This is a genomic window from Erythrobacter alti (assembly GCF_037996805.1).
In the GTDB taxonomy this organism is placed as follows: Bacteria; Pseudomonadota; Alphaproteobacteria; order Sphingomonadales; family Sphingomonadaceae; genus Alteraurantiacibacter; species Alteraurantiacibacter alti.
Genome location: NZ_JBBNAX010000008.1, coordinates 46,503 through 64,166, shown reverse-complemented (window position 1 = coordinate 64,166; position 17,664 = coordinate 46,503). Strand labels below are relative to the sequence as shown.

Sequence of the window (17,664 nt, the reverse complement as noted above, 5' to 3'; positions counted from 1 at the left end):
AGGTGAGTCTCCCGGCAAGACCTGCACCTAGTGCTTCTGGTCGCGCGTCGATGTAAGCATATCGTCGGTCAGGAAACCGATCGGATTCACTTCCATCGCGCGCTTCTTCAGCTCGCCCTTCATTTTCTTGTACTCGGCTTCCATCTTCTCGGTCACCGTGGCGCGGCTGTCCTTCATCGCCTCTTCAAAATTGGCCTTGGTCACGTTCTCCGGCATCCCTTCGGAGTGGCGAATCGCGTTGAGTCCGGCGCGGCGCACCACATCTTCCAGATCGGCACCGGTGAACCGCTCTGCCTCGGCCGCAATCGCGGCCAGATCGACATCGTCAGCCAAGGGCATGTTCGCAGTGTGGATCTTGAGGATGTGCTCACGCCCTTCCTTGTTCGGCGCACCGACATAGACCAGCTCGTCGAAACGACCGGGACGCAGCAGTGCCGGATCGACCAGCGTGGGCCTGTTGGTGGCTCCGATTACGACGATGGAAGAAAGTTCCTCCATCCCGTCCATTTCGGCGAGGATGGTGTTGACGACGCGGGCAGTGACCTGCGGTTCGCCACCGCCGGACCCGCGGGCGGGCACCAGTGAATCAATCTCGTCGATGAAGATGACGCAAGGCGCCACGGCGCGGGCGCGGGCGAACATCTTGGCAATCTGCTGTTCGCTTTCGCCATACCACTTGCTCAGCAGGTCGGAGCTTTTCATCGAGATAAAATTAGCCTCGGCCTCCTTGGCAACCGCCTTTGCCAGCAAGGTCTTGCCGGTGCCGGGAGGGCCATAGAGAAGAAAACCCTTGGCCGGGCGGATGCCCAGCTGGTCGAATGCCTGCGGGTTCTTGAGCGGGAGCTCGACACCCTCCTTGAGCTTGTCGATGGCCTCGTCCAGGCCGCCCAGATCGCTCCAGCCGACGGTCGGCGCCTGCACCATGACTTCGCGCATGGCAGAAGGCTGCACGCGCTTCAGCGCTTCGCGGAAATCGCCCTTCTCGACGCAGAGTTCGTCGAGCACTTCGGCGGGAATTTCGCGCGCTTCGAGATCGATCTTGGGCATGATCCGCCGGACCGATTCAATTGCTGCCTCGCGGGCAAGTGCGGCAAGGTCTGCGCCGACAAAGCCGTGGGTGGATCGGGCCAGTTCCATCAGGTCGACACCCTGGCCGAGCGGCATACCACGCGTGTGAATGGCAAGGATCTCGCGGCGACCGTTGTCGTCGGGCACGCCGATCACGATTTCGCGATCGAACCGACCCGGACGGCGCAGCGCCTCGTCGATGGCATCGGGGCGATTGGTGGCGGCGATCACCACCAGATTTGCCCGCGCCTGCAGCCCGTCCATCAAGGTTAGCAGCTGCGCAACCAGCCGTTTTTCGGCCTCGCCCTGTGTTTGCTGGCGCTTTGGCGTGATCGAATCGATTTCGTCGATGAAGACAATGGCAGGCTGGCTGCGTTCGGCTTCCTCGAACACTTCACGCAACCGCTTCTCGCTCTCGCCATAGGCGCTGCCCATGATTTCCGGTCCGTTGATGGTGAAGAATTCTGCGTCGGATTCGTTCGCAACCGCCTGTGCAAGCCGTGTCTTGCCAGTACCGGGAGGGCCATGCAGCAACACGCCCTTGGGCGGATCGACGCCAAGGCGGGTGAACAGTTCGGGATAGCGCAGCGGCAATTCGACCATTTCGCGCAATTGCTTAATGGTTTCGTCCATCCCGCCGACATCGTCGTAATTGATCATGCCGCGCGCATCGCGCGGCTCTTCGAACTCGGCGCGCAGCTCGACTTCGGTGGTCTCGTCGATGTGGACGATACCCTTGGGAGTGGTGGAGACGACCTGCAACCGGATCTGGGTCAAGGCATAGGCGGGCGCGTTGAACATGCGGCGTACTTCGGCGGGCACGTTCTGGACCGGTTGCTGGCCATGCGTGGCGACAAGGTCGCCAGCTGTCAGCGGTTTCTTGAAAAATACCCGCTTGAGCGCCTCGGTCGGTCCCTGCAGGCGCATCTCGCGCTGCGCGGGGGCGAATACGACGCGGGAGGCCGGCTTGGTTTCAGCGCGGCGCACCAGCACATGCTCGCCCGAGGATGCTTCGGCATTGCCGCGCTGGAGGCCATCGAGGCGGATGACATCAAGCGCCTCATCCTCGTCATAGGCTGTCGCCGCAATCGCCACGGTGGCACGCTTGCCTTCGATCTCGACAGCATCGCCTTCGGTAATGCCGAGCGCCTGAAACGCGCTGCGCGGCATACGCACAACGCCGCGGCCTGACTCTTCCTGCCGGGCTGCCGCTACCTGGAGCCGGACCGTGCCTTCTTCGATTGCCGCTGCGTCTTTTTCGGCCATGCGTTGCCTATCCCTCATTGTTGCTGTGCTGCGGACCTAGGAACGGACCCACGCTAATGCAAACCTACGAACCCCGACAATGTGCCGGAACCGTGTCGGAATAGGGGCAAAGAAAAAGGCCCGGTCGAAGCCGACCGGGCCATAAAAGTTTGGGAGAGGATGCCTGAAAGGCAGGGAGACATGTGCTGCAGCGCGGCATTCTTCGCAAGTGCGAAAAGGTCAATGCCGGTTGCAAAGGATGCAACTTACCGAATTTGTCTCGCTTATTCAGAGATCTGAACGAGAGTTGAAACCTGATTCACTTTTTGATTTTATGGCTTTTCTGCCCTAGATGGAGACGTGTTGGTGCGGCGCAGCAATTACGCCCATGGGGTGACAAAACCGGCGCCACCTTTTAACTGCCGAGTCCGACAAAACTATCGCCGAAGGAATCTCCATGCAGAAGCTCTTTTCCGATGCCGCCGCCGCCCTCGACGGGCTCCTTAAAGACGATATGCTGATTGCGGCCGGCGGATTTGGCTTGTGCGGGATACCCGAGCGGTTGCTCGACGCGATCCAGGCGAGCGGCGTCACTGGCCTCACCTTTGCCAGCAACAATGCCGGGATCGACAACGAAGGCATCGGCAAGCTGTTGCGGACAAAGCAGGTCAGGAAGATGATCTCGTCCTACGTTGGCGAGAACAAGGAGTTCGAGCGGCAATTCCTTTCCGGCGAATTGGAAGTTGAATTCTGCCCGCAAGGCACGCTGGCCGAACGCATGCGCGCTGGCGGAGCGGGCATTCCCGGCTTCTACACCAAGACCGGCGTCGGCACGCAGGTCGCAGAGGGCAAGGAAGTAAAGAGCTTCGACAAGGGTGACGGGCCGGAGGACTTTATCCTCGAGCAAGGCATCTTCGCCGACCTTTCGATCGTGAAGGCCTGGAAGGCTGACGAGACCGGCAACCTCGTGTTTCGCAAGACCGCACGCAATTTCAACCAGCCTGCCGCCACCTGCGGCAAGATCTGCGTGGTCGAGGTGGAAGAAATCGTGCCCGCCGGATCGCTCGATCCCGACTGCATCCACCTTCCCGGCGTCTTCGTGCAGCGCATGATCGTCGGTGCGCCCTATGACAAGAAGATCGAATTCACCACCACGCGCGAGCGGAAGGCGGCATAGTGCTTTCGCCTAACCGGTTGCAGGATTTCGGACCCGCCAATTGAAGCTTACCCGTGCCCTCGCCCTTAGCCTCGCCACGCTCGGCCTGCAGGGCTGCGTGCTCGCCGCCGCGGCCGTGCCGCTGCTGGCGACCGGCGCGATGGTCGGGAAGGCCGTGCTGGGCGAACGCACGCGGCAAGCGATTGCAGAGGGTAACGACATTGATCCGGACAGCATCGCGATCGCCTCGCTCGGCGAGTATGCGCTGCTCGAGACGAGCGAGCTGCCCGCACCTGTTGCGCCCGCTCCGCTCGATGGCGCCTATGCCGATTTACGCATCCACACCTCCACCGCGCTCGCCGCCGGGATGGACGGCCAGTTCTCCGCCCTGCTTGCCGATCCGACGACCTTGCAGCCGACCCGAGCCCGGTGCGAGGCGGAGGTGCCCGCCATCCTGATCGACCTCGACCCGGCGGACGAACTCATGGCGCTGGATGGCCGGGCGGAGCGCTATCCCGCGCTTGTGCCCACGCTCGATGCGCTGCGCAGCCAAGGAGTCGCCATCGCCTGGATCACCGACCGCGAACCGCAAGACGCAGGCGCGATCCGCCGCCGCCTGATCGAATCCCGGCTCGATCCCACCGGGCGCGACCCCTTGTTCGTCCAGCGCTTCCCCGGAGAGCGCAAGCAGGCGCGACGGCAGGCCTTGCTTGAAACCCATTGCCTTATCGCGATTGCTGGTGACGACCGCCGCGATTTCGACGACCTCTATATCTACCTTATCGATCCATCTGCAGCTGGCGGCCTCGAGCCGATGATCGGCGACGGATGGTTTCTCATTCCCAATCCCCTCGACTGAAGGAAATCTAATGGCCTGGACCCGTGATGAAATGGCTGCCCGCGCGGCGCAGGAGCTGGAAGACGGCTATTACGTCAACCTCGGCATCGGCATTCCCACGCTGGTCGCCAACCACATTCCCGAAGGTATGCAGGTGACCTTGCAGAGCGAGAACGGAATGCTCGGCATCGGGCCTTTCCCTTACGAGGACGAGGTTGACGCCGATCTTATCAATGCGGGCAAGCAGACTATCAGCGAACTGCCGCACAGCGCCTATTTCGACAGCGCCACCAGTTTCGGCATGATCCGCGGCGGGCATATCGACCTGACCGTCCTGGGCGCGATGGAAGTGGCGCAGAACGGCGATATCGCCAACTGGATGATCCCTGGAAAGATGATCAAGGGAATGGGCGGCGCGATGGACCTGGTCGCGGGCGTGAAGAAGATCATCGTCGTGATGGAGCACACTTCCAAGCACGGCGACCCCAAGTTCATCCCCGAATGCACCCTGCCGCTGACAGGCCAGAACGTGGTCGACATGATCATCACAGATCTCGCCGTATTCCGCCGGTCCGATCACCAGAGCCCGTTCAAGCTGGTCGAGCTCGCGCCGGGCGTGAGCGCCGAGGAAGTCGCAGAAAAGACGACTGCGGAGTATGTCAGCTAACGACATGGGCAATTACACGCTCATCACAGCGAATCGGAATTATTCGAGCTGGTCGCTGCGGCCCTGGGTGTTGATGAAGGCGCTGGGCATCCCATTCGCCGATCGGATCAAACCGTTCACGCAGGCGGTGAATTACGAGGCGTTCCGCGCTTTCTCTCCGACCGGGCAAGTGCCGGTCCTCTTAGATGGCGAGCGTACCGTGTGGGATTCGCTCGGCATCGTGCTTTATCTGGCAGAGCGGCACGATGGCATCTGGCCGCGAGACGAGACGGCGCGCGCTTTTGCCATCTGCGGAGTGACCGAAATGCACGGCGGGTTCTCTGCACTTCGCAACCAGTGCCCGATGAATGTCGGCGTTCGGGTAAGGATGGCTGCGCACGATGCAGCGCTCGAAAAGGACGTCGCGCGGTTGAAAGAGCTGTTCGAGGAAGGGCTCGATCGCTTCGACGGACCCTGGCTCGCCGGACCCGACCTCACCGCGCTCGACGCGTTCTTCGCCCCCGTTGCCTTCCGCGTGCGAACACATGGATTGGACTTCGGGCGCGGGCAGAAGTGGGTCGAGCGTGTACTTGCGCACCCGGCGATGCAGCAGTGGGAGACCGAGGCATTGGCCGAAAGCTGGCGCGAGCCGAGCCACGAGAGCGAGATCGGCGCAAGCGGCAAACTGGTCGAGGACTTTCGGACAGACTGAGGGCTTTTTTGAAAAAAAGCTTTTGCCCGAAAAGCCTATTCCTGTATTTCTGAAATTACAGAAATTGAGAAAGGCGCACCCGAGTCGTGAAAGTTACCGACATCCCCGAGGCCGAAGCTTTTATTCTTCACTGGGGAGAAATGGGCACGCATTGGGGGGTGAACCGCTCGGTCAGCCAGATCCACGCGCTGCTTTACCTGTCGGATCGCCCGCTTAATGCAGAGGAGATCTGCGAGACACTGGGCCTGGCGCGCAGCAATGTCTCGACCGGTCTCAAGGAATTGCAGGGCTACGGCATCGTCAGGCGCGGCCACGTAGTCGGCGACAGGCGCGATCACTTTACCGCCGAAACCGATCTGTGGGACATGCTGATGAAGATCGTGGTCGAGCGCAAGAAGCGCGAGATCGACCCGACCATCCAGGTGCTGGCCGAACTGTCCGAACAGTTGAAGGGCCGCACGGATGTGCCCAAGCATGTTCAGGAGCGGATAGGCCGGATGCACGAATTCCTCGGCACGCTGGGGGCGTGGTATGAAGACGTGCGCCGCCTGCCCAAATCCACTCTAGTCTCGCTGATGAGACTGGGCGGCAAGGTCGCCCGCCTCATCCCCTCTCGCGGCACGAAGCCGACCAAGCACTGAAATCATCCAGACTTAGAAAGAGCAAACCAAACCCCGTATCACGATCATAGATTTCTGAATTTCCTGAAAGGACAGGAATGTGACAAAAAGAGATATCGCCCAATTTTTCCGCGCCGTCGGTGGCGGAACGCTCGGAGGGAGCCTGTTTTTTATCTGGCTCAGCATTCCGACCGGGGCTGCGATGATGCTGCAAGACTATCTGATCGAGGGCCTCTGGCTTGCCCTCGCGCCCGTCGCGATCACCGGCATGGTGACGCTGCTCGCATCGCTTGTTTTCGGGCTCCCGCTGACGGTATACTTGTGCGCGACAGATAGCGAGTGCCGCAGAACCTATGCCGTTGCAGGTTTGCTGCTCGGAGCCTTAATCCCGCTGGTCGTCTTCTTCGAACATATTGCCGTTGGCGCGATCCTTGCCGTTCCGGGAATGGTTGCCGGGGTGCTGACCGGAAGCATCTGGGGCGACTATCGCCACGCGCAGGCCAACCCTGAGACATCCTTCGCTCCTCCCGAAGAGCACGCGGACGAAGCCCGGCCCAATTCCATTCACGAACTGCTTTACTGAAGGAGAAGACCAATGATCGAAGTCAGCTATCTTGCCTATCTCGTCATCGCCATCGCCATGACTGCTTGGGTGGCGCGTACCCTCAGCAAGAACGGCGAGGTGTTCCTGGTGGATTGCTTCGGCCATGACGAAGTGCTCGCACGCAGCACCAATCACTTGCTGGTGGTGGGCTTCTACCTCGTCAACATCGGCTTCATCCTGCTGACCATCAGCCTCGGCGCAGAGCCGACCAGCTATGCCGAGGCGATCCGCTTCGTCGCGACCAAGGTCGGCCTTGCCGTGCTGGTGCTGGGCTTCTGGCACTTCTTCAACATGCACGCGATTGCCAAGTTCGGCCGCAAGGTTGGGCATTGGGTGCGTGAGAACAAGGGCGTTGCGACCGCCTGACAATCGCCACTGCAACACGCTTAATGCCGGCTTCCCCGGTGGAGCCGCCATTTTCGTTTCCGTTTCGTGCGCGGTGCGGTCTATGCGTGATGCGGTGAGAGCTTCTGCATGAAAACCCGGCGCAATTCTCCATGGTTCGCCCTGGCCGTGCTCGCCGCCATCGCCACGGTCGGCTTTATCGACCGGATCGTGGTCAACGTGCTGGTCGAGCCGGTGAAGGCCGAATTCGGCCTGTCGGACGTGCAGGTTTCGCTCATGGGATGGGCCTTTGCCGGGCTCAACGTGCTGGGCGGATTTGTCACCGCGCGTTTTGCCGAGCGGGTTCGCCGCCTCACGCTGATCGCTTCGGGTGTCACCATCTGGTCAGTTGCCACGGCGCTGTGCGGAGCGGCAGGAAGCTGGGTGCAATTGCTTGTCGCGCGCATGGGTGTGGGACTTGGCGAGGCCATCGGCCTGCCTCCCAACCAGTCCGTCATCTCCGACTATTTCCCCGCCAACAAGCGCGGGCTGGCCATTTCGATCCTGCTGCTGTCCCCGCCGATGGGCGCATTCATCGGCTTTGTCGGCGGCGGCTGGGTGGCGCAGGAATTCGGCTGGCAGGCGACCTTCCTGGTTGCCGCGATCCCCGGATTCATTCTCGGGATCGTCGCCTATGTCTTCGTCGCCGAACCCAAGCGCGGCCAGTTCGATGCCGGATCGAGCGACGAGGTCCCGCCGATCTCGGACTTCGTGAAGCGCATGTGGAGCCTGCCGAGCGCGCGCCACCTCGTCGTCGGCTCCTTCATCGCTGCAGGGCTGAGCTATGCGCTCAACTTCTTCTTCGCCTCTCTGCTGGTCCGCAAATTCGACATGGGGCTGGCGGAGGCGGGGCTTTATACCGGGGTGCTGGCAAGCCTGCCCGCCGCGCTTTCCATCGTCGGTGCCGGCTGGTTGGGAGACCGGCTGGGCGAGCGCAATCCTGGCGCCTATGCGCTGATCCCCGGGATAGGTCTCGCGATTGGCGGGCCGCTTGGCGCGTTTGCCATCATGCAGGACAATCTGTCGCTGCTACTCGTCTGCCTCGCAGGCTCGATCTTCCTGACGCTCAGCTATCTCGGCATCACTTTCGCGACGATCCAGAACTTGATGCATCCGCGAATGCGTGCCACCGCTTCGGCCACGCTCAACGGCATCTACACGCTCGCAGGCGGCCTCGGACCGACGCTTGTGGGCCTGATGAGCGACCGCTTTGCCAAGGAATACGGCGCGGGCGAAGGGCTGGCGTTGGCAATGGCGGTGAGCGGTATGGTCTATCTGTGGGCCGCTGCGCATTACTTCATCGCTGCACGGCACCTGGCAAGGGACACAGCGAGCGTGCGGACAGTCAGCGCCTGAGCGCCAGCCGCGATCCGCTGGCGAGGCTGCGCCACAACCATTCCGCCGGCCCCTGCCTGAAGTGGGCGAGCCAGAGCGGTGACCATCCTAGCATGAGCACGACCGGGATGAGCGCGAGCAACAACGCCTGGCCGCGGCTCACTTCACCGAACAGTCCGTACCCCCAACCCAGGAACAACAGCGCGAAGACCAGGCTGGTGGCAAGGTAATTGGTCAGCGCCAGCCGCCCGGTAGCGGCCAGCCGCGCAGTTACTTTGCTATCACGCAGGGCTCCGCCGAATAGCGCCATCGCCAACGCCGCCCAGCCGATGCCAGCCAACATGTCGAATAGAGCGCTCCACACAATGGCGTTTGCCGTGGTGACGATGGGATCGAAACCGGTGGCAATGGTCCATACAGCCAGCGCGGCGAGGATCGGCAGCGCGATCACGGCGCATCGTGCTGCCAAAGCGTATGCGCGCGATGCAGGCCATTGACCGGCCAAGAGGCCGCTTCGCCACAGCGCAACACCTGCCAGCATGGCCGCAATCGTCGATGGCAGCGACGCTACAACGAATGTCGCTTGCTGCGGAAATTCGCCAACGCGCCGCACGATCCGTTCGCCCAGCGCATCGCTCGCCCGCTCGGTAGCTGCGGCGATGGCTTGCGGGTTGTAGCCATAATCACTCTCGGCCTGCATCTGCGCCGCCGGATCAACCAGCGCGCCGCTCGCCCGCTCGTACCAGTAGGCGAGCCAGTCCCACGCAAACCATCCGGACACCAGAAACTGCCCAGCCATGATCGCAGCTGCCGCCCACAGCAAGGTGCGAACCCGCCAGCCAATCGCCACCGGCAGAAGCATTCCGGCAACCGCATAGCTTCGCAGCACGTCATTGTTGGCGAGCATGATCGCGTGGAGCATGGCAATGGCGAGCAAGACCAGCATGCGCGCATAGTGACCGCGCAGCGGATGTGCGCTCGCCTTGCCCAGCAGGATCGCCACGCCCGCGCCGAACATCATGGCGAACAGCGTGCGGAACTTGTCTTCGATCAGCAGAAAGGAAACCGCCCATAGCGCCACCTCGAGCGGTCCGTCCCCGCCATAGCTGCGCGGATTGAAATAGGCGGCCGGTGGCATGGAGAAGGCGATGACGTTCATCGGCACGATGCCGATCACCGCCAGTCCGCGCAAGGCGTCGAGCGCGATGACGCGATCCTTGTGAGGCAAGGGCGCGGTGGTGAGCGGCGTTCCGTCGGCGCTCACCATCCGCCTCCCCGTATCAGGCTACTGCGGCCTTCAGATCGTCCACGAGGTCGGTGCGTTCCCAGGGGAAGTAGTCACCTTCAGCCGTGCGACCGAAATGGCCGTAGGCTGCACTCGGGCGGTAGATCGGCTTATTGAGGCCGAGATGCGTGCGGATGCCGCGCGGGGTCAGACCGCCCAGCTTCTCGATACCGCGAATGGCATCTTCAAGCGCGGCATCATCGACGCTGCCCGTGCCGTGGGTGTCGACATAGAGCGACAGTGGCGCGCTCACACCGATGGCGTAGGCGAGCTGGATTGTGCAGCGCGTTGCCAACCCGGCGGCAACGATGTTTTTGGCGAGATAGCGCGTGATATAGGCGGCGCTGCGATCGACCTTGGTCGGATCCTTGCCGCTGAAGGCGCCGCCGCCGTGGGGCGAAGCGCCGCCATAGGTGTCGACGATGATCTTGCGACCCGTAAGGCCGGCATCGCCATCGGGGCCGCCGATCACGAAGCTGCCGGTCGGGTTGATGTGCCACACGGTATTATCGGTGATCAGCCCGTCGGGCAGGATGTCGCCCACCACGCCCTTCACATAGGCGTGCAGCTCGGCTTCCTTGTCGCCCTCGTCATAGCCTTCGGAATGCTGGGTGGAGACGACAACGGCAGTGCACTCGACCGGCTTGCCGTTTTCGTAACGCAGCGTGACCTGGCTCTTGCTGTCGGGCTCGAGGAATGGCGCTGCACCGCTCTTGCGGTCGGTGGCCATGCGGTGCAGGATCTTGTGGCTGTAATCGAGCGTCGCGGGCATGAGGTCGGGCGTTTCATCACAAGCGAACCCGAACATGATGCCCTGGTCGCCTGCGCCTTCATCCTTGTTGCCGCTGGCATCCACGCCCTGCGCGATATGCGCGCTCTGGCCGTGGAGGTGGTTTTCCAGCGTCAGCGTTTCCCAGTGGAAACCGTCCTGCTCATATCCGATTTCGCGCACCGTCCGGCGGGCGATGGCCTCGATTTCCTCGAGCGCGCCATTTGCCCATTCGCCGTTCTCGTACACGCCCTTGCAACGCACCTCGCCCGCCAGCACGATGCGCTGCGTTGCCGTCAATGTTTCGCAAGCGACCCGCGCTTCAGGGTCCTTGGCCAGCATCATGTCGACAATGGCATCGGAAATCTGGTCGGAAACCTTGTCCGGATGGCCTTCGGAGACGCTTTCGGACGTAAACAGGTAGGATTGGCGCATGTTGGAGATTGCCTTCTCGTGAAATTATAATGAGTTCGGTGGGCGGCTCTAACGGCCTGTGCGGCGCATGGCAACGAAAGCTGCAAGCAGAAAAACAACGGCCCAGATAAGCGGTAGTATATTGCCCGTCCGTGCAAACAACGTGGGCGGCGCAGAGGGCGGCACGACAGCGTCGATGCGGCCCTCGACATACTGGCCAAGATGTTGACGCACGACCCCGCGTGCATCGATCACCGCGCTGATGCCGGTAGTGGTCGCACGCAGCACGGGCAAGCCTTCCTCGATCGCGCGCATCCGCGCTTGGGCTAGGTGCTGCGGCGGACCCGATGCTCCGAACCAGCCATCGTTGGACGGGTTGAAAATGTAGTCGGGGCGCATGGCGGGATCGGTTACTTGCCCTGAAAAGACAATCTCGTAGCAGATTTGCATTCCGGCCTTGCCGTAATCACGCAGGTCGAGTGTTTGCGGACCGGGTCCGGGCCAGAAATCGATAGAGCCTGCAACCAGCCGCGAAAGCCCCAACGGTTCCAGCAACTCGCGCATCGGCAGATATTCGCCATAGGGCACCAGATGCGCCTTGTCGTAACCACCAAGCAGCTCGCCCTCGGACGAGACGGCGGTGACGGCGTTGCGCGCACCCAGCGCACGGAGCACGCCGCTGTCATCCTCGCCGATTTCCAGATCGACCGCACCGGTCAGCAGCAAGCTGCCCTCCCCGACGGTCAGGCCGAGCCTGCGACGCGCAAAGCTCGGACTGCCCATGGCGGTGGTCTGGTCGTAATAGGCCTGCGGATATCCTTCGCGCAGGTAATCGACCATCCCGCTCTCGGGCCAGAGCACGATACGCGGGCGCGTTTCTGAAGTGTCTTGCGGCAACGAGTGCCGCGCCAGCTTCTGGAAATTTGCCTCGAAAGCGCGCGGATCGTTGAGGCTGTCCTGCCTGATGTCGGGCTGCACGATTGTGACAAGCAACTCGCCCTCGCGCGGGGGCGATGCCGGCCAGTACATGCCCGTCACGACAAGGGCCGCCACCAGCGCGAGCACGCGCAAGCGCCGCTCTGCCGCCAGCAGGATCAGCGCGCCGCCAAGCAGCATGGCCACGCCCGAAAGCGCATATGTGCCCATTACCGGCGACAGCGCGGCAAGGCCGGGCCGGTCGAATGGGCCAAGCAGCACCATGGCAAAGGGGTTCCAAGCATAGCCGGTAAAAACCCAGCTTCGCAGCCATTCGGTAACGATCCACGCGCCGGCGAAGCTGATGGCGTAGGCCCACAGCGGGCCTTTCCGGACGATCGCATGTGCTGCGAGCGCGGCCAGTGCGGGATATATCGCGAGATAGACCGCGAGAAGCGGCACCGCGGCCCAACCGAGCACGGCGGGCATTTCCGCCTGGTAAGTAAAGGCCGTGGCGATCCAGCTGTTGCCGAGCGTGAAGTGCGACCAGCCGAACAGCCAGCCCAGCCACGCGGCCTGTTTCCAGCTCTGTGAATGCGCCGCCAGCAAGATAAACAGTCCGGCGGCTACCAGCGCGAGCGGCCATAGCCCAAGCGGCTCGAATCCGGTCGCCGACAGGAGCCCGAGCGCAAGCGCCCAAAGCCAGCTACGCGTCGGTGCGTAATCGATGATCGGAAGCAAGCGACCCGTTGACGTCATGTGCGATACGCCTCTGCCCCGCCTTGCGTTATACCGGCTGGTCAGCCGACGGCTTTGAGCGAATCTTCCCCGTCTTCGTCACGCGGACGGCGGGGCCGCAGGCCCTTCTTCGCCTTGGGCGCTTCATCCTCGTCCGCGCTCGCACGTGCGATGGCGGGCGGGAGCATGGAAGGATCGAGGCTGCCGTCGTTCTCGACAGCTTCTTCGGTCACGGCCTTCTTGCGCGGTGCGCGGGGCTTGCGAGCGGGCTTTGCCTTGGGCGCATCGGCGGTGAACGGGTTTTCACCGTCTGCCTGGTTGCCTTCGTCACCCTCATTGCCTTCTACCGGCTCGTTCGCAACCTTGCGTGAGCGGCTGTTGCGGCGCGGTTTGCGATCATCGTCGCGGTCGTTGTCCCGGTCGCTATCGCGGTCATCATCCCGATCATTGTCACGATCGTTTCCGCGTGCCTTGCGGTTGCTCCGGCGATCATTGTCATCATCGTCATCATCGTCGGAATTGTCCTGCCCGCGGTCGCCTTCGCGCTTGGCACGCTGTTCGTCCTTCTGCGCCTTGATGTCGGCCAGCACGCGGAAATAGTGATCCGCGAATTGCAGGTAATATTCGGTTTGCACCCGGTCATCATTCAGCGAGGCTTCGTGCGCCAGCTTCTTGTACTTGTCGAGCATCTGCGGCGCATTGCCGCGCGACCGACTGTCGATCCGGTTGGCCTGGTTGGGATTTCCACCCCCACGGTTTGACCCGCGACCACGGCGACGATTGTTGTTACGATTGCTGTTCAAAGGAATTCCGCTTCCCTGTCTCGATCGGCGACACCAAGGCCGCTTGCGATCAGATGACCAAATTTACCGAGCGCATCCCACACGGATGCCAGCTCGCCTATCATCTGCACCAATGGAAGCGAGAAACCGCCCCCTGCCAGGCAAATGTAGGAGTTCAGGACCCGGGCAATTCCCTGCAACCGAGGCCTGATTCAAGAGTTAGCTACTCGATTCGCCTTTGCCAAGCCTTAATCGCAGCACAATCGCGCGGTCACGCCCGGCGAGGTCTTCCCGCGCTTCGGTGCCAAACCCTTGTGTTTCAGCTATTTTCGCAACAGCAGCGGCCTGTTTGTGTCCGATTTCCAACACCGCAACGCCCGATTCTGTCAACAATTGCGGCAGTTGCGGGATCAATATGCGGTAGTCGTCCAGCCCCTCCGGCCCGGAGAACAACGCCCGCGATGGCTCATATTCGCGCACATCGGGGGCCAGCTCGGCATCGTCCTCGACATAGGGCGGGTTGGCGATAATCAGGTCGAAGCGGCCAAGATTGTCCGCCCAACCGGGCTGAGTCCAGTCGGCGAGCAGCATTTGCGCCCGGTCCGCCATGTCGAGATTGAGAGCATTGCGCTGCGCCACCTCGAGCGCGGCAGGCGAGCTGTCGACACCCACGCCCTGCGCCGGGGGCCGCTCGGCCAGCAGCGTGAGCAGCAGCGCGCCAGAGCCGGTGCCGCAGTCGAGCACGCGCTTAGGAGTGGGCGCCGCATCGAGCGCGGCCTGCACCACGCTCTCGCTGTCGGGGCGCGGGATCAGGACATCGGGGGTTACGATAAACTCGCGGCCGTAGAATTCCTGCTTACCGATGATGTGTGCCACAGGCTCATTCGCAGCCCGGCGCTTCACCATGCTGAAAAAAGCATCGGGCGCGCTTTCGGCCATATGCCGCAACAGCAGGTCGGAGCGCGAAATGCCCAGCGCATGGGCCATCAGCAATTCGGCATCGAGGCGGGCGGTGTCGCTGGTGGCGGACAATTGCGCGGCGGCCTCGCGCAGCGCATTGGTGATGGTCACGTATCCATCGCCGCCAGCCGCTTGGCCTCGTCCTCGGCGATCAGCGCGTCGGTCAATTCGCGCAGGCCCGGCCCGGCGAGCACTTCGTCGAGCTTGTGCAGCGTCAGCCCGATGCGGTGATCGGTGACGCGGCCTTGTGGGAAATTATACGTCCGAATGCGTTCGGAGCGGTCGCCGCTGCCGACCATCGCCTTGCGCGCCTCGGCCTCGGCACCATGCGCTTCCTCGCGGCGCTGCTCATACAAGCGCGCGCGCAGCACTTTCATCGCCTTGTCGCGGTTTTTGTGCTGGCTGCGCTCGTCCTGCATCGCCACGACAATCCCGGTGGGAACGTGGGTGATGCGCACCGCGCTGTCGGTGGTGTTGACGTGCTGTCCGCCTGCACCGCTCGAGCGGTAGATGTCGATCCGCAAATCGTTCTCGTCGATGCTTACGTCGACCTCGGTCGGCTCGGGCAGCACCGCGACGGTTGCCGCGCTGGTGTGGATACGCCCGCCGCTTTCGGTGACCGGCACGCGCTGCACGCGGTGGACGCCGCTTTCGAACTTGAGCTTGGCGAAAACGCCCGTGCCCTTGATGTTGGCGACAATTTCCTTGAACCCGCCGACATCGGCCGCGGCCATGCTGACCGGCTCGACTTTCCAGCCCTGCTCGGCGGCGAATTTCTCGTACATGCGGAACAAATCGCCCGCGAACAGCGCGGCTTCGTCGCCGCCCGTTCCTGCGCGTATCTCAAGCATGGCAGGCCGCGCATCGGCGCTGTCTTTGGGCAGCATCGCCAGCGCCAGCGCACGTTCGACCTGTGGCAAGTCCTTACGCAGCGAGGCAAGCTCCTCCTCCGCCATGGCCTTCATCTCGGGATCGGAGAGCATCTCCTCCAGCCCGGCGATTTCCTCGCGCATGGCCTGTACTTCGGCCGCCGACTTGGCGACCGGCTCCAGCTCGGCATAGTCGCGGCTCGCCTGGACAAATTCCTCGCCCTCAAGCTGGCCCGACGCCATGCGCGCCTCAAGCTCGGCAAAGCGATTGGCGATCTGTCGCAGGCGTTCGGCGGGGATGGTCATGTAATACGATCGATAATGTCGAGCAGCTTGCGATCTGCATCCCCGCTCACGTTTGAGCTGTCACCACCCGACCTTAACGAAACCAGCACGTTTGGGGATTTTTTTACTGCCTTGTCGTAGCGCTTTCGAGGAGATCCTGACGCAATCAACTCTGTGGTGAAGCCTTCGCTCCTCAATAAGGATAGCAAAAATGAAGCCTTTGCGTGACTTCCCTCGTCATCTTCCTCGACAACCACAATAACGTCAGCGGGAGTCTCGCCTTTGTCCCCCACCAACATAGCAAGCCGCTCGATACCCGCGGCCCAGCCGACCGCAGGTGTCGGCGCGCCGCCGAGTGATTCCATCAGTCCGTCATAGCGCCCGCCGCCCAGAATCGTGCTCTGCGAGCCCAAGGCATCGGCGGCTGCCGAGCCTTCGTCGGGAATGAATTCAAACGCGGTGTGGCGGTAATAGTCCAGCCCGCGCACAAGGCTCTCGGCGCGCTTCCATTTGACGCCTGCTGCATCCAGCCCGCTGGTCACGGCCTCGAAGAAGGCCTTGGCCTCATCGGACAGGAAGGCATCGATCTTGGGCGCATCGGCGACGAATTTCCGGTCGCGGCGGTCCTTGGAATCGAGAATGCGTAGCGGGTTCTTCTCCAGCCGCTCCTGCGAATCTTCGGAAAGCTCGCCCTTCACCGCGCTGAAATACTCGACCAGCGCGGCGCGCCATGCTTCGCGGCTGTCGCCATCGCCCAGCGTGTTGAGGTGCAAGGTCACACCCTCGATACCCAATTCCCTGAGCAATTGGTCGGCCATCGCCAGCAATTCCACGTCCGCCTGCGGTTCGGCCGCGCCGATGATCTCGGCGTCGAGCTGGTGGAACTGGCGGTAGCGACCCTTTTGCGGGCGCTCGTAACGGAACAGCGGGCCGTGCGTCGCCACCTTGAGCGGCGCGTGCTGCTGCCAGCCGTTGGTAAGATAGGCACGCGCGATCCCTGCGGTGAATTCGGGCCGCAGTGTCAGCGAGTCCCCGCCGCGATCCTCGAACGAGTACATTTCCTTCGACACAACATCGGTCGTCTCGCCGATTGCGCGGCTGAAAACCTCGGTCTTTTCGAACACCGGCATTTCCACGCGGCGGAAGCGATAGAGCTTGCGCACCCGTTCGAATGTCTCGGCGACGAAGGCAAACGCCTCCGCATCTGCGCCGAAAATGTCCTGCGTACCGCGTATCGCCTGGGGGGTTTTGCCTTTTGCCATGGACGCAGCCCTTACCGACCTTCGTATGAATCGCAAATCCCCTCTCGCCAATGCATAAGGGTTGCGCTAGGTGCGCGTCGATTTTTCAGCCTAGCGGCTGGGTTCGGCTCCTGCCCAACTCCCCCTCCCAGCCACCCGATTTTCCCGCCGGTATCCTATCGGGTGGCTGGGAGGGGGAGTCGGGCTGGCACCGCAAGACATAGAAAGAGTGCATCCATGCGTATCGACAATATACCGACAGGCGACAATCCGCCCGAAAGCCTGAATGTCATCATCGAAGTCCCCACCGGGGGCGAGCCGGTGAAGTACGAGTTCGACAAGCCGTCGGGCGCCCTGTTTGTCGACCGCATCCTGCACACACCAATGCGCTATCCCGCCAATTACGGCTTCGTGCCGCACACGCTGTCACCCGATGGCGACCCTCTGGACGCGCTGGTGATCGCCCGTTCCCCCTTCATCGCCGGCTGCGTCGTGCGCGCCCGGCCCATTGGCGTGCTCAATCTTGAAGACGAGCATGGCGGCGATGAAAAGCTGATCTGCGTGCCGGTCGATACCACCTTCCCTTATTATTCGGACGTCGCCGAAACGAAGGACCTGCCGAGCATCATTTTCCAGCAGATCGAGCACTTCTTCACCCACTACAAGGATCTCGAAGCCGAGAAATGGGTGCGGATCGGCAAATGGGGCGATGCCGCCGAAGCCAAGCAGGTGGTGATCGAAGCGATTGAACGGGCGAAGGGGTAGCCATCCGCTTCAGCTAACGACCCAATAGCGGTC

At 62.4% G+C, this 17,664-nt stretch carries 17 protein-coding genes; 9 read left to right on the top strand and 8 right to left on the bottom strand.

All coding sequences use genetic code 11. The annotated features are described in order from the left end of the window. Positions 1–27: 27 nt before the first annotated feature. A complete protein-coding gene (locus AAC850_RS10110; protein ID WP_340588629.1) occupies positions 28–2,334 on the bottom strand; it encodes a CDC48 family AAA ATPase in 2,307 nt (768 codons plus the stop codon). 436 nt (positions 2,335–2,770) lie between these two features. On the opposite strand from AAC850_RS10110, the gene AAC850_RS10105 reads away from it, so the two are divergent. From AAC850_RS10105 to AAC850_RS10070, 8 genes are all read left to right on the top strand, one after another. Then, positions 2,771–3,490, top strand: coding sequence for a CoA transferase subunit A (locus AAC850_RS10105; protein ID WP_340588628.1), 720 nt, complete (start codon positions 2,771–2,773; stop codon positions 3,488–3,490). A 40-nt stretch (positions 3,491–3,530) separates the two neighbouring features. After that, complete coding sequence (locus AAC850_RS10100) at positions 3,531–4,328, top strand: hypothetical protein (RefSeq protein WP_340588627.1); 798 nt, start codon at positions 3,531–3,533, stop codon at positions 4,326–4,328. Between the two features lie 10 nt (positions 4,329–4,338). Then, positions 4,339–4,974, top strand: coding sequence for a CoA transferase subunit B (locus AAC850_RS10095; RefSeq protein ID WP_340588626.1), 636 nt, complete (start codon positions 4,339–4,341; stop codon positions 4,972–4,974). Then, positions 4,964–5,665 (top strand): glutathione S-transferase family protein, encoded by a 702-nt coding sequence (locus AAC850_RS10090; RefSeq protein WP_340588624.1) that lies wholly within the window; start codon positions 4,964–4,966, stop codon positions 5,663–5,665. Before AAC850_RS10095 ends, AAC850_RS10090 begins: the two co-directional genes overlap by 11 nt. Before the next feature lie 86 nt (positions 5,666–5,751). Continuing rightward, positions 5,752–6,306, top strand: a complete 555-nt coding sequence (locus tag AAC850_RS10085) for a GbsR/MarR family transcriptional regulator (RefSeq protein WP_340588623.1) — start codon at positions 5,752–5,754, stop codon at positions 6,304–6,306. 79 nt (positions 6,307–6,385) lie between these two features. Next, on the top strand, positions 6,386–6,868 hold the full coding sequence (locus AAC850_RS10080; RefSeq protein ID WP_340588622.1) for a hypothetical protein: 483 nt from the start codon (positions 6,386–6,388) through the stop codon (positions 6,866–6,868). Between the two features lie 12 nt (positions 6,869–6,880). Then, a complete protein-coding gene (locus AAC850_RS10075; RefSeq protein WP_340588621.1) occupies positions 6,881–7,255 on the top strand; it encodes a hypothetical protein in 375 nt (124 codons plus the stop codon). Between the two features lie 108 nt (positions 7,256–7,363). Next, positions 7,364–8,629 (top strand): spinster family MFS transporter, encoded by a 1,266-nt coding sequence (locus AAC850_RS10070; RefSeq protein WP_340588620.1) that lies wholly within the window; start codon positions 7,364–7,366, stop codon positions 8,627–8,629. Here AAC850_RS10070 and AAC850_RS10065 read toward each other — a convergent pair. The 7 genes from AAC850_RS10065 to hisS all read right to left on the bottom strand — a co-directional run bounded on the left by AAC850_RS10065 (position 8,619) and on the right by hisS (position 16,887). Continuing rightward, positions 8,619–9,875 (bottom strand): DUF418 domain-containing protein, encoded by a 1,257-nt coding sequence (locus tag AAC850_RS10065; RefSeq protein ID WP_422723193.1) that lies wholly within the window; start codon positions 9,873–9,875, stop codon positions 8,619–8,621. The genes AAC850_RS10070 and AAC850_RS10065 overlap by 11 nt on opposite strands. 13 nt (positions 9,876–9,888) lie before the next feature. After that, on the bottom strand, positions 9,889–11,097 hold the full coding sequence (gene metK, locus AAC850_RS10060; RefSeq protein ID WP_340588617.1) for a methionine adenosyltransferase: 1,209 nt from the start codon (positions 11,095–11,097) through the stop codon (positions 9,889–9,891). Positions 11,098–11,145: 48 nt separating this feature from the next. Further along, the gene (gene lnt / locus AAC850_RS10055; RefSeq protein ID WP_340588616.1) at positions 11,146–12,750 is read right to left on the bottom strand and encodes an apolipoprotein N-acyltransferase; all 1,605 of its coding nucleotides are present in this window, start codon (positions 12,748–12,750) and stop codon (positions 11,146–11,148) included. Between the two features lie 41 nt (positions 12,751–12,791). Further along, the gene (locus tag AAC850_RS10050; RefSeq protein WP_340588615.1) at positions 12,792–13,532 is read right to left on the bottom strand and encodes a DUF4167 domain-containing protein; all 741 of its coding nucleotides are present in this window, start codon (positions 13,530–13,532) and stop codon (positions 12,792–12,794) included. Between the two features lie 198 nt (positions 13,533–13,730). Next, on the bottom strand, positions 13,731–14,582 hold the full coding sequence (prmC, locus tag AAC850_RS10045) for a peptide chain release factor N(5)-glutamine methyltransferase (RefSeq protein ID WP_340588614.1): 852 nt from the start codon (positions 14,580–14,582) through the stop codon (positions 13,731–13,733). Further along, positions 14,579–15,646 carry a peptide chain release factor 1 gene (gene prfA, locus AAC850_RS10040; RefSeq protein WP_340588613.1) on the bottom strand — a complete coding sequence of 356 codons (1,068 nt, stop codon included), beginning with the start codon at positions 15,644–15,646 and terminating at the stop codon, positions 14,579–14,581. The genes prmC and prfA overlap by 4 nt, the downstream gene beginning before the upstream one ends. Continuing rightward, positions 15,643–16,887 (bottom strand): histidine--tRNA ligase, encoded by a 1,245-nt coding sequence (gene hisS, locus AAC850_RS10035; RefSeq protein WP_340588612.1) that lies wholly within the window; start codon positions 16,885–16,887, stop codon positions 15,643–15,645. The genes prfA and hisS overlap by 4 nt, the downstream gene beginning before the upstream one ends. 216 nt (positions 16,888–17,103) lie before the next feature. On the opposite strand from hisS, the gene ppa reads away from it, so the two are divergent. Further along, entirely contained in the window at positions 17,104–17,631 is a 528-nt protein-coding gene (gene ppa, locus AAC850_RS10030) for an inorganic diphosphatase (protein WP_340588611.1), read from the top strand. Positions 17,632–17,664: the final 33 nt, after the last annotated feature.